General features: G+C 62.6%; 13 protein-coding genes. 10 read left to right on the forward strand and 3 right to left on the reverse strand.

The genetic code is table 11. The features are described from left to right. The first annotated feature begins 143 nt into the window (after window positions 1-143). The 10 genes from AMC88_RS24095 to ligD all read left to right on the forward strand — a co-directional run bounded on the left by AMC88_RS24095 (window position 144) and on the right by ligD (window position 11073). Window positions 144-851, forward strand: coding sequence for a 3-oxoacid CoA-transferase subunit A (locus AMC88_RS24095; protein ID WP_012490537.1), 708 nt, complete (start codon window positions 144-146; stop codon window positions 849-851). After that, window positions 848-1552, forward strand: coding sequence for a CoA transferase subunit B (locus tag AMC88_RS24100; RefSeq protein WP_064826200.1), 705 nt, complete (start codon window positions 848-850; stop codon window positions 1550-1552). The genes AMC88_RS24095 and AMC88_RS24100 overlap by 4 nt, the downstream gene beginning before the upstream one ends. Before the next feature lie 9 nt (window positions 1553-1561). Then, the gene (pcaF, locus tag AMC88_RS24105) at window positions 1562-2767 is read left to right on the forward strand and encodes a 3-oxoadipyl-CoA thiolase (RefSeq protein WP_064826201.1); all 1206 of its coding nucleotides are present in this window, start codon (window positions 1562-1564) and stop codon (window positions 2765-2767) included. A gap of 43 nt (window positions 2768-2810) precedes the next feature. Continuing rightward, on the forward strand, window positions 2811-3293 hold the full coding sequence (locus AMC88_RS24110; protein WP_064826202.1) for a GNAT family N-acetyltransferase: 483 nt from the start codon (window positions 2811-2813) through the stop codon (window positions 3291-3293). A gap of 126 nt (window positions 3294-3419) precedes the next feature. Next, window positions 3420-4634 carry an MFS transporter gene (locus AMC88_RS24115; protein ID WP_037113259.1) on the forward strand — a complete coding sequence of 405 codons (1215 nt, stop codon included), beginning with the start codon at window positions 3420-3422 and terminating at the stop codon, window positions 4632-4634. Between the two features lie 246 nt (window positions 4635-4880). After that, a complete protein-coding gene (locus AMC88_RS24120; protein WP_037113332.1) occupies window positions 4881-5987 on the forward strand; it encodes a Gfo/Idh/MocA family protein in 1107 nt (368 codons plus the stop codon). Between the two features lie 142 nt (window positions 5988-6129). Beyond that, entirely contained in the window at window positions 6130-6924 is a 795-nt protein-coding gene (locus AMC88_RS24125) for an SDR family NAD(P)-dependent oxidoreductase (protein ID WP_064826203.1), read from the forward strand. A gap of 100 nt (window positions 6925-7024) precedes the next feature. Beyond that, the gene (gene glgX, locus AMC88_RS24130; protein WP_037113257.1) at window positions 7025-9181 is read left to right on the forward strand and encodes a glycogen debranching protein GlgX; all 2157 of its coding nucleotides are present in this window, start codon (window positions 7025-7027) and stop codon (window positions 9179-9181) included. Window positions 9182-9196: 15 nt separating this feature from the next. After that, window positions 9197-10204 (forward strand): DNA topoisomerase IB, encoded by a 1008-nt coding sequence (locus AMC88_RS24135; protein ID WP_037113255.1) that lies wholly within the window; start codon window positions 9197-9199, stop codon window positions 10202-10204. Continuing rightward, window positions 10201-11073: a non-homologous end-joining DNA ligase gene (ligD, locus tag AMC88_RS24140; RefSeq protein ID WP_004669652.1), complete on the forward strand. Its 873-nt coding sequence runs from the start codon at window positions 10201-10203 to the stop codon at window positions 11071-11073. Before AMC88_RS24135 ends, ligD begins: the two co-directional genes overlap by 4 nt. Before the next feature lie 9 nt (window positions 11074-11082). On the opposite strand, the gene AMC88_RS24145 is transcribed toward ligD, so the two are convergent. Genes AMC88_RS24145 through AMC88_RS24155 form a run of 3 tightly spaced genes read right to left on the reverse strand, consistent with a single transcriptional unit; the run spans window position 11083 to window position 12470 of the window. Continuing rightward, window positions 11083-11808 (reverse strand): glutathione S-transferase, encoded by a 726-nt coding sequence (locus tag AMC88_RS24145; protein WP_037113253.1) that lies wholly within the window; start codon window positions 11806-11808, stop codon window positions 11083-11085. A 6-nt stretch (window positions 11809-11814) separates the two neighbouring features. Then, entirely contained in the window at window positions 11815-12105 is a 291-nt protein-coding gene (locus tag AMC88_RS24150) for a DUF3175 domain-containing protein (RefSeq protein ID WP_029531957.1), read from the reverse strand. Between the two features lie 50 nt (window positions 12106-12155). Next, entirely contained in the window at window positions 12156-12470 is a 315-nt protein-coding gene (locus tag AMC88_RS24155) for a hypothetical protein (RefSeq protein ID WP_037113329.1), read from the reverse strand. Window positions 12471-12569 lie beyond the last annotated feature (99 nt).

Raw genomic sequence — 12569 nt, forward strand, 5'->3', positions numbered from 1 at the left:
GCGCCCGTTATGTGCGATATATGAACAAATGTCAAATATCGCACAAACTGCCTTGCAGAATGTGCCTGCTGCGCTTTATCTCTTGAAACAAGAGGACGGGATGGCGAGCTGCCGGGCCCGGTCGAGCCAAGGAGATATCCTGCATGGACAAGACAGTCGGGAGCACGGCAGAGGCCGTCTCCGAGATCGATGACGGTGCGACCGTCATGATCGGTGGTTTCGGTGGTTCGGGCGCGCCGATCGAATTAATCCACGCCCTGATCGACAAGGGCTCCAAGGACCTTACCGTCATCAACAACAATGCCGGCAACGGCCGCATCGGCATCGCCGCGATGATCGACGCCGGCATGGTCAGGAAGATGATCTGCTCGTTCCCGCGTTCGTCCGATCCGCGCGCCTTCACCGAAAAATATCTGGCCGGCGAAATCGAGCTCGAGCTGGTGCCGCAGGGCACGCTCGCCGAACGCATCCGCGCCGGCGGCGCCGGCATTCCGGCGTTTTACACGCCGACGGCCTATGGCACGGAACTCGCCGAGGGCAAGGTCATCGCCGAATTCGACGGCCGCCATTATGTGCAGGAACGCTGGCTGAAGGCCGATTTCGCCATTGTGAAGGCCGCGGTCGGCGACGCACACGGCAACCTCACCTACAACAAGGCCGGCCGCAACTTCAATCCGCTGATGTGCATGGCGGCGGCAAAGACCATCGTCCAGGTCTCATCGATCGTGCCGGCCGGCGGTGTCGATCCCGAGCATGTGGTGACCCCCGGCATCTTCGTTGACCGCGTCGTTGCCGTTCCCCATCCGCAGCAGGAAGAAGAGCTCATCCGAGCCGGAGTGGCCTACGTATGACCGTCGATACCCGCACTATAAACACTCGTGAAGACATCAAGCTTTCCAATGCCCAGATCGCCTGGCGCGCCGCGCAGGACATCGCCGACGGCGCCTATGTGAACCTCGGCATCGGCTTTCCCGAAATGGTCGCCCGCTATCAGCCGCCCGGCCGCCAGGCGATCTTCCATACCGAAAACGGCATCCTGAATTTCGGCGAGCCGCCGGCCGAAGGTGAAGAAGACTGGGATCTGATCAACGCCGGCAAGAAGGCGGTGACGCTGAAGCCGGGCGCGGCCTTCTTCCATCACGCCGACAGCTTCGCCATGGTGCGCGGCGGCCATCTCGACGTCGCCATTCTCGGCGCCTATCAGGTTGCCGAGAACGGCGACCTCGCCAACTGGCGGGTGGGCAGCAAGGGCGTGCCGGCGGTCGGCGGTGCCATGGATCTCGTGCACGGCGCCAAGCAGGTCTGCGTCATCACCGAGCACGTCACCAAGACGGGCGAGCCGAAGCTGGTGGAGAAGTGCAGCTTCCCGCTGACCGGTGTGGCCTGCATCACCCGCGTCTACACGAGCCATGCCGTCATCGAAATCGTCGACGGCCGTTTCGTCCTGCGCGAGAAGCTGGCTGCGATGTCCGAGGCGGAATTGCAGGCGATGACCGGCGCGCGGCTGCATGTCGAGGGGCCGGTTGCCGACCTCGTCGTCCCGAAACTCTGAGGAAAAGTCATGACCGAAGCCTTTATCTGCGACTATGTCAGGACGCCGATCGGCCGCTTCGCCGGGTCGCTCTCCCAGGTGCGCGCCGATGATCTCGGCGCCGTCCCGCTGAAGGCGCTGATGGAGCGCAACGGCGCCGTCGATTGGGAGACCGTCGACGACGTGATTTTCGGCTGCGCCAACCAGGCGGGCGAGGACAACCGCAATGTGGCGCGCATGTCGGCGCTCTTGGCCGGCCTGCCGATCGCCGTCCCGGGCACGACGATCAACCGGCTCTGCGGCTCCGGCATGGATGCGGTGATCACCGCGGCGCGCGCCATCCGCGCCGGCGAGGCCGAGCTGATGATATCAGGTGGGGTCGAAAGCATGTCGCGCGCCCCCTTCGTCATGCCGAAGGCCGAGACGGCCTTTTCGCGGGCGGCCGAAATCCACGACACGACAATCGGCTGGCGTTTCATCAATCCTGTGATGAAGAAGCAATATGGCGTCGATTCCATGCCGGAGACAGGGGAGAATGTCGCCGAGGACTATCATGTCACCCGCGCGGACCAGGATACCTTTGCCGTGCGCAGCCAGGCGAAGGCGGCGGCCGCGCAGGCGAATGGACGGCTGGCGAAGGAGATTACCCCGGTGACCATTCCGCAACGCAAGGGCGATCCCGTCATCGTCGACAGGGACGAGCATCCGCGCGCGACGACGATCGAGGCGCTGGCGAAACTCGGTACCCCTTTCAAAAAGGAAGGCGGCACGGTGACCGCAGGTAATGCCTCCGGCGTCAATGATGGCGCCGCTGCGCTGATTGTCGCTTCCGAAGCGGCGGCGCGAAAACACGGCCTCACGCCGATCGCCCGCATCCTCGGCGGCGCGTCCGCCGCCGTTCCGCCACGCATCATGGGCGTCGGTCCGATTCCGGCTTCGCGCAAGCTGATGGCCCGGCTCGGCATGAGCCAGGAGCAGTTCGACGTCATCGAACTCAATGAGGCCTTTGCCAGCCAGGGGCTGGCGGTGCTGCGCGCGCTCGGCATTGCCGATGACGATCAGCGGGTCAACCGCAATGGCGGTGCGATCGCGCTCGGCCATCCGCTGGGCATGTCGGGCGCCCGCATCACCGGCACGGCGGCGCTCGAGCTTCGCGAGACCGGCGGACGATATTCGCTGTCGACGATGTGCATTGGCGTCGGACAAGGGATCGCGATCGTACTGGAAAGGATTTGAGGGCGCCGTTGCGCGCCGCGCCCGGCTTCTGTAGAAACCGGGCATGCTGATCCGACCCGCAAACAACGACGACCGAAGCGCCATCTGGAGGATCATCGGCCCGACGATCCGCGCCGGCGAGACCTATGCGCTCGACCGCGACCTCTCGGAAGCCGATGCGCTGGCCTACTGGATGGGGCCGGACCGCGAGACCTTCGTCGCCGAAGAGGATGGCGTCATCCTCGGCACCTATTATATCAAGGCCAATCAGGCGGGCGGCGGGCGCCATGTCTGCAATTGCGGCTACATGACCGATCCGGCAGCCGGCGGCCGTGGCATTGCCCGCCGCATGCACGAACATTCGCTGGAGCATGCCCGCGCCAGGGGCTTTCGGGCCATGCAGTTCAATTTCGTCGTCAGCAGCAATCGCCGCGCCGTCGAGCTCTGGCAATCGCTCGGCTTCGAGGTCGTCGGCCAGCTTCCAGGTGTCTTCCTGCATCCGACCGAAGGTTATGTCGACGCGCTGGTGATGTTCCGCACCCTGTAGGACCGTACGGAAAAAAGATGTGACGGCGCTGTCGAAATCGCAACGGTTCAAACGTCTTTGATCGTAGGCGAGATGCGGCCGGCCGCATGCCTCGCGATCACTCTGTCGGCAGGGAGGTTTCAAGCCATGGGTGTTTCCTATCGTTGGGTCATCGTCGCCGTGGGCGCATTGATGTCGTGCGTGGCAATCGGCGCGATGTTCTCGCTGGCGATTTTTCAGGAACCGATCGCCAGCGCGACCGGCTGGTCGCATGTTGGCATTGCGAGCGCGATGACGCTGAACTTCATCGTCATGGGCTTCGGCGGCTTCCTCTGGGGTGCTGCCAGCGACCGCTTTGGTCCGCGGCTGGTGGTGATGATCGGATCCGTGCTGCTCGGTCTGGCGCTGGTGCTCGCCAGCCGCGCCGAGACGCTCATGCAGTTCCAGCTGACCTACGGCGTGCTCGTCGGATTGGCCGCCAGCGCCTTTTTCGCGCCGATGATCGCCGCGACGACCGCCTGGTTCGACGAAAACCGCGGGCTTGCCGTGTCGCTTGTCTCCGCCGGCATGGGCGTGGCGCCGATGACCATCTCGCCTTTCGCGCGCTGGCTGATTTCCGCCTATGAATGGCGTCCCGCCATGCTGATCATCGGCGTTGCGGTATGGGTGCTGCTGCTGCCGGCCGCCCTGCTGGTCAGGCGTCCGCCTGCCGCTGCCGCCGAAAGCGATAGCGAGTTCGCGGTCGATGGCGCCCGGCCACAGCTGTCGAAAGTCTTCCGGTCGTCGCAGTTCATCGTGCTTGGCCTGACCTTCTTTGCCTGCTGTGCGGCGCATTCCGGGCCGATCTTCCACATGGTGAATTATGCGACGATCTGCGGCGTCGCCCCGATGGCGGCCGTCAGCATCTACAGCGTCGAGGGCCTGGCGGGGCTGGGCGGCCGGCTGCTTTATGGCAGCCTTGCCGACAGGATCGGCGTGAAGCCGGTGCTCGTCGCCGGCTTGCTGGTGCAGGCGGCGGCACTCGCGACCTACCTCTTCGTCAGCCAGCTCGGCGAATTCTACGCGCTCGCCATCATTTTCGGCAGCGCCTATGGCGGCGTGATGCCGCTCTATGCGGTCCTGGCGCGGGAATATTTCGGCCAGCGCATCATCGGCACCGTGCTCGGCGCGGCGACGATGCTCTCCAGCCTCGGCATGGCCTTCGGCCCCCTGATCGGCGGCTGGATCTTCGACACCTTCGCCAATTATTCCTGGCTGTTCATCGGCTCGGCGATGGTCGGGCTGGGTGCGGCGGCAATCGCGCTCGCCTTCCCGCCGCTCGCTCGCCAGAAGCCGCAGCCTGCTTTCGGCGTGTCCTCGTGAGGCGGCCCTTGAGTACGCGCCAACCGAGGTCGACCGTCAGGAAAAGTCCGAAACGAGGCTCTCCGCCCAGAGACATTCGAGCACGGCGACGTAGGGCTTCGCCGTCAAATTGAATAGAATAGGTCATCCGCTTGCCGTGGCGGCTCTTCTGCGCAATGTTGTCGATCGTCCTGCCGAATGCAATCGGCGGTCGTCTTCGCACTCGCCTGCAAGCCCTCATCTGACTCAAACGGAATGGTTGAAAGCATGCCAAATGTCTCCATCGGTGTCATCGGCGCTGGCCTGATCGGCCGCAAACATGTCAAGAAGATCATCGAGCATCCCGATTTCGACCTGGCCGGCATTGCCGATATCGAGCGCGATGCCGTCTCGGCGCAATATCCCGATATTCCGGTTTTCAAGGATTACAAATCGCTGCTCGGCGAGGCGCGGCCGCAGGCCGTTATCATCGCTTCGCCCAATCAGAGCCATGCGGCCATCGGCATCGAATGCGCCCGCCGCGGGATCGATATGCTGATCGAGAAGCCGGTGACCGATACGCTCGAAAGCGCTGCCGCTCTGCTTCTGGAGGTGCGCGCAAGCAACGTCCGGACGCTTGTCGGTCACCATCGCCGTCATCACGACCAGGTCAGGACCCTGAGACGCCTGCTCGGGGAGGGGCTGATCGGCAATCTTGTCGGCGTCTCCGCCATCTGGGCAACCTACAAGCCGGCTGACTACTTCCGTGTCGCGCCCTGGCGCACCCAGCCGGGCGGCGGACCGATCCTGATCAATCTCATTCACGAGATCGATTTCCTACGCTACACAGCGGGCGAGATCCTCGGTGTCAGCGCCATCTCCTCGAGCCGCCAGCGGCAATTTTCAGTCGAAGACACCGTCGGCGCCTTGCTTGAATTCGATGCAGGCTGCATCGGCAGCTTCTTTGCGAGCGATAGCGCGGTTTCGCCCTGGACGACCGAGCAGGGCGTCGGCGAATCGGTCGAATTTCCGTTCAGTGGAGAGAGCAGCTACCGCTTCGTCGGCAGCCGCGGCTCGCTGGAATTCCCGAACCTAGTCCATTGGTCGCAGGCACATGGCGGCCAGAACTGGAACGAGCCGATCCGGTCCCGGCGACTACTCGCAAGCTTCATCGATCCCTACCGCGCCCAGCTCGACCATTTCCGCGATGTCGTGCGCGGCACGGCGGAATCCTTACTCACCGTCGAGGATGGTGCGCGTACACTGATCGCGACGCTTGCCGTGACGGAGGCTGCCATATCGGGAAACCGGATCGATCTCCGGGATCGTTATGAGGCGCTTGCTGCCGGAGAGTTCCCGCCGAGCCAACCTTCTTCGTCGCGGGTTTCAATCTAAACCTGTGGAGCCGGAACGAGCTGCATGCCGTTCCCGGCTTCAATGCCAGTTTCGTGCATTGCCCTTCTCGGATTTCGGCTGATAGACTTCCCGTGCCTGTTTCTTCACCTATGTCCTTGGTTTTTCGGGAGGCTTCATAGCCATGACAGAACGTGCTCAATTGCTCGCATCCATCAAACTGCCGGATCTGTCGGGCAAGGCGGTGCTGATCACCGGCGCCTCGACCGGCATCGGTGCGGCGCTCGCCCGCGCCTTTGCGGCGCAGGGCGCCAAGGTCGGCGTGCATTACAATGCCAGCCGCGAGCCGGCGGAAAAGCTAGGCGAGGAGATCCGGGCGGCCGGCGGCACGGTGCATCTGATCCAGGGCGATGTGTCGCGGGAAGGCGAGACGGAGCGTGTCGTCGAAGAGACGGCGAAGACCTTCGGTCATCTCGACGGCCTCATCAACAATGCCGGCGGCATGCTGGGGCGCAAGCCGACCTCGGAATATACCGACGCGCATTATGCCGCGGTCATGGATCTGAACGCCCGCTCGGTGCTGGCGGCGACGCGTGCGGCCCATCCTTGGTTGAAAAAGCAGGGCGGCTTCATCATCAACACCACCTCGATCGCCGCCCGCAACGGCGGCGGCAACGGGGCGATCCTCTATGCGGCCTCCAAGGGCTTCGTCTCGACGATCACGCGCGGCCACGCCAAGGAATTCGTCGCCGACAGAATCCGCGTCAACGCCGTGGCGCCAGGCGTCATCGCAACACCTTTCCACGAGCGTTATACCAATGACGAGCAGATGGAGCTGCAGCGCAAGTCGATCCCGATGGGTTTCGTCGGCACCTCCGAGGATTGCGTTGGCGCTTATCTGTTTCTCGCCTCGCCGACGCTGTCCGGCTACATCACCGGCCAGATCATCGAGGTCAATGGCGGCCAGCTGATGCCATAAGCCATTCTCTCCGGAGGCGATCTCTTCCTTTTGCCTGCCGGAGGGAACTTTCGAACCGCCGTCACGTTTCCCGCTTGGCCATATTACCAAGCGGGGCACCATGAGCTTTTCATTTTCGGAACTCGACTTCCTCAAACCGGAGCTCGGGGCGGAATATATTGGTTCAGGCACCCACTTCGCCGTCTTCTCGGCCCATGCGGAACAGATCGAACTTTGCCTCTTCTCTGCCGACGGCAAGGAAGAGATCGCGCGGCTGCCGCTGCCCAAACGCGAAGGCGATATCTGGTCGGGCTATATTGCCGGCGTCGGCCCCGGCACGGTCTACGGTTATCGCGCCCATGGGCCTTACGATCCGCCAGCCGGCCATCGCTTCAATCCGAACAAGCTGCTGATCGATCCCTATGCCAAGCAGGTGACGGGCAACCTTAAATGGGACGACGCGCTGTTCGGCTATCGGATCGGCGAGGACGATCTTTCCTTCGATGAGCGCGACAGTGCGCCCTTCATGGTCAAGAGCGTGGTGCAGGATCCAGATTTCGACTGGGCGGGTGAAGAGGCGATCCGCCGGCCCTGGCCTGATACCATCATTTACGAGGCGCATGTGCGCGGCCTGACGATGACGCATCCGAAAGTGCCTGATCGGCTGCGCGGCACCTTTCTCGGCATGTGCAGCGATCCGATCGTCGACCATCTCGTCAAGCTCGGCATCTCGGCGATCGAGCTCCTGCCGATCCAGTACTTCCTCGACGATCGTTATCTGCTGGAAAAGAACCTCAGCAACTATTGGGGTTACCAGACGCTCGGCTTCTTCGCGCCCCAGTCGCGCTACATGTCCGGCGACAAGATCACCGAGATCAAGACCATGGTGAAGAGGTTCCATGCCGCCGGCATCGAAGTCATCATGGATGTGGTCTACAACCACACCGCCGAAGGCAGCGAGAAGGGGCCGACCCTGTCCTTCCGCGGGCTCGACAATGCGAGCTATTACATCCTTTCCCCCGACGATCCCCGCCACACCTTCGATACGACAGGCACCGGCAATACGTTGAACGTCGCCAATCCGATGGTGATGCGCATGGTGCTTGACAGCCTGCGCTATTGGGTCGGGGTCATGCATATCGACGGTTTCCGTTTCGATCTTGCCAGCACGCTCGGCCGGCAGGATCTGGAGTTCGACCGTCAAGGCCTGTTCTTCGGCGCGATCCGCCAGGATCCGATCCTGGCCGGGGTCAAGCTGATTGCCGAACCCTGGGATATCGGCGAAGGCGGATATCAGGTCGGCGGTTTCCCGCACCCTTTCCGCGAGTGGAACGACAAGTTCCGCGATGATGTGCGCCGGTTCTGGAAGGGCGACGGCGGCATGGTGTCGGAGCTCGCGGCGCGCATCACCGGCTCGGCGCTGCAATTCAACCATTCGGACCGGGGAGCGACCTCCTCGATCAATCTCCTGTCGGCCCATGATGGCTTCACCCTGATGGATACCGTCTCCTTCGACGGCAAGCACAACGAGGCGAATGGCGAGGACAACCGGGACGGCCATTCGGACAATCATTCCGACAATATGGGCGTCGAGGGCGCCACCGATAATGCCGATATCAACGCGGCGCGGGCGCGGCGGCGGCGCAACATGATGGCGACGCTGATGCTCTCGCAGGGCGTGCCGATGATCCTGGCCGGCGACGAGCTCGGCAACAGCCAAGGTGGCAACAACAATGCCTATTGTCAGGACAACGAGATCGGCTGGACGGGGTGGGACGGGCTCGACGATCCCTTCCTCGATTTCTGCCGGCAGGCCGTCGCCTTCCGCAAGGCCCATCCGGTTCTCAGGCAGGAGCGGTTCCTGACCGGCGAGACCAGCGAGGACGGGCGCATCGAAATCGCCTGGTACAAGCCGGACGGCAGTTTCATGGATGACGGCGCCTGGAATGACGATGGATTGCAGGTGCTCGGCGTTTACTTGTCGAAGAGCGCGCATGCGCCGGATACCGAGACGATGGACGATCTCTACCTCGTGTTCAATGCCGGTGGTGATTGCGAAGTTCGTCTGCCTGTGGTGAACGGACTGAAAAAGTGGTCCCGGGTTCTCGACACCGGCGCGGAAACTGGCGCTTTCGATGTGCACGACCAGGACAATCCCGTCATGGTCTTCACCCAGAGCCTGGCCGTCTTTGCGCCGACAGGCCAGACCCAGCCGCCGGAGGGGGCGACCAAGGCGCAGCGCCGCCGGTGGTTTCAGTTCGGCCGCCGCGGCAAATAGCAGGTCGTCAACAGCATGAATGCCGAAGCCATCACCGAACTTGGCCTCATCTATGTCAGCGATACCGAACCGGGCATCCGCAGGCGCAGGAAAGGCAAGGGCTTCAGCTATGTGATGCCTGACGGTACGACGCTTTCGGACGAACTGCAGCGGGCCCGCATCGGCGCACTCGGCTTGCCGCCGGCCTATGAGAATGTCTGGATCTGTCTCTACGACAACGGCCATCTCCAGGCGACCGGGATCGATGCGCGCGGGCGCAAGCAATATCGCTATCACAAGGACTGGCAATCCTTCCGCAGCGCCGGAAAATTCCATCAGCTGATCGAATTCGGCCGGGCATTGCCGAAGATCCGCCGCACCGTGCTGCGCCATCTCGACACCGGTGCCGAGGATGTCAACGGCGTGCTGGCGGCTTTGACGACGCTGCTCGACGAGGCGCATCTGCGGGTCGGCAACCAGGCCTATGTCAGGGAAAACGGCACCTATGGCGCAACGACGCTGTTGAAGCGGCACCTGAAGATCGTCGACGGGCGGATCGAGCTGAAGTTCCGCGCCAAGGGCGGCAAGCGCGTCCAGCGCAGCCTCAAGCATCCCAGGCTGCAGAAGATCCTCGAGGAGATCGCCGATCTGCCCGGCCGTCAGCTCTTCGTCTGGAAGGATGAGAGCGGCGCGCTGAAACCCGTCGATTCCGGCCGGCTGAATGCCTATCTGGCGGAGATATCGGGCATTCCGATTTCCGCCAAGACGTTCCGCACCTGGGCCGGATCGCTGGCGGCCTTCGGTGCGGCCCGGGAAAAAATTGTCGGCGGCGGCCGGCCGACCGTCAAGGAAATGTCGGAGGCTGCGGCCGAAGCGCTGCACAATACGCCGGCAATTTCACGCTCGAGCTACATCCATCCGGCGATCATCGCGCTCGCCGGCAACGACCATGCACTGATCGAGGGCGGCAACGAGCCGTTGCGGGGCTTGCGGGCGGAAGAAAACAGGCTACTTGATTTCCTGACACGCGAGATCGAGGAATGAGCCCCGCAAACCCACCGGCATCGGACGTATCCCATCCCGACCGGCTTTACTGGCCGGACGAGGGCGTGACCAAGCAGAATCTGGCGGATTATTACGCTGCCGTCTGGCGTTTCATGGCGCCCTATCTCGTCAATCGGCCACTGGCGCTCTTGCGCCTGCCGGACGGAATAAAAAGCCACCAGCGGTTTTTCCAGAAACATGGCTGGAAAGGCATGAATTCCCATATCGAGGAGATCGCCGACCCTGAGGACGCGGAGGGCGAGAAACTGTTGCGCATTTCCGATTTCGACGGGCTTGTCGCGCTGGTGCAATCGGCCGCTCTTGAAATTCATCCCTGGGGCACGACGACCGATCATTGGGAAAGACCCGATATGATCATCATGGATCTCGACCCTGGCGAGGACGTGGTCTGGAGCGCGGTGATAACGGCAGCGCTTGATGTCAAGGCGCGGCTGGAAGCCTGCGGGCTTGCCGCCTTCGTCAAGACCTCAGGCGGCAAGGGGCTGCATGTGGTGGCGCCGCTTGCGCCGAAGGCCGGCTGGCCCGAGGTCAAGGGTTTCGCTCATTCGCTTGCCGAAAACATGTCGGCGGATGCGCCAGAGAAATATCTGGCAACGGCGACGAAGGCAAAACGCGGCGGGCATATTTATATCGATTATCTCCGCAACGGTCGCGGCAGCACGGCGGTCGCACCCTATTCGACCAGGGCGCGGCCGGGTGCTCCGGTGTCGATGCCGCTCGATTGGTCCGATCTGAAGGGGCTCGGTGGTCCGGCCGCCTTCACCCTCGCCAATGTGCCGCAGCGGCTGGAGGTCCGGCCTCGCGATCCCTGGGGCGATTTCTTCGATGCGGCCGTGCCGCTGCAATGAATGGCTCGCTTATTCCGTGCTGTCGAGCTCGGGATAATGCCTGAAAATCCCCTCCTCGTTGAAGGGCAAGCGGCGAGGGGAGGCGAGATAGCGGGCGATGTTCGCCCGCTTTCCTACCGCAGCATGCAGCGCCAGGAGGGCGGGATATTCGGCCTTGCGTTTGGCCATGGCCTTCGGAAAGGCATAGGTCAGGCCTTCGATCACCTGGAAGAGTGAAAGGTCGACATAGGTCAGCGTGTCGCCGACGACATGACCGGAACCACCAGGGTTTTGCCGCAGCACACGCTCGAAATAGCCCAGATACTTCGGAATGCGCTGGCCGATAAAGGCCGCCGAGCGGGCCTTCGCCTCTTGCTTCTGGTCTTCGTAATATCGTCCCATGTCGATCGGGTGATGAGTGTCGTGCACCTCCGCGACGAAGTCGGTGACGGTAAGCTGCAGTCCGTTGGCGACATGACGAAGGCCCTCGTCCTGGGGCGCAAGCCCCAGCCTCGGGCCGAGATAAAACAGGATGTTGGCGACATGCGGGATTATCAGCTCGCCATCCTTCAGGAAGGGTGGCGCGAAGGGAATATGCGCTTCGCTTTCGCTTTCCATGATATCGAACATGGCACCGGTGCCGCGGCCGGGCTCACGGGTGATGTCGACGTAATCGGCGCCGGCTTCCTCCAACGCAAGCCGGACGAATTCACCGCGACCCTGGATGCCGTCCCAATAATAAAGCTCATAGGCCATCTCAGCTCAATCCTTCGGTTTACGACCGAAGTCTTTTCGCAGTTCGTCCTTGGCTTCTTCAAGAGTGGCCCGTCGTTTTTTCGTCAATTGGTCGCCGGCGCGGTTGATGTAGAAGGTCAGCATCGACATGGCCGCGCGGAAGGGACTGGACTTACGGCGATGACTCTCCTCGGCCGAATGCTTGACCGAGCGGGCGACCTTCTTCGGATCGTCCGATTTGAACACACCTTCCTTCAGGTCCATCGCGTCGCTGTGTTCGGTGACGTTCTGCGACCATTTCTTCTTCGATTTGGCCATGTCGAAACCTCTTTGGCTGCGGCAGGGCGCCAAGGCTGCCGCGTCCATCGTCAGTGGTGGCTGTGGTGTTCGTTGCGTTTGCGCGTCGCAGCCGCCTTCTTGGCCGAAGCAGACCTTTCCTCCGTCAAGCGGGCCGCGGATGCAGCGCCGCCGGCGCGGCCGCCCTTTTCGGAGGATTCGTGCGTATCCTTCTTGCCGCGGCCGGAGCCGGATTTGTTGCCGCCGCCGCTTTCCTTGTTGACCGTCGCCCAGGCACGCCGTTCGGCCTCCTTCTCGGAAACGCCGCGGTCCTCGTAGCTTTCCTCGATATGCTCGGCCTTGCGCTTCTGCTTGTCGGTATAGTCGGATTTGTCTTCGCCTCCTATTGTTTGCAAAGCGATGCAATGCGTTTGTGAGGAGAATCCAACCGGTGCGGAGCGCAAAAGTTCCGTCGGCGTCAGTGCCCCGGATTTCGGAACAAAAGC

Origin of the sequence: Rhizobium phaseoli, from assembly GCF_001664385.1 — a bacterium.
In the GTDB taxonomy this organism is placed as follows: domain Bacteria; phylum Pseudomonadota; class Alphaproteobacteria; order Rhizobiales; family Rhizobiaceae; genus Rhizobium; species Rhizobium phaseoli.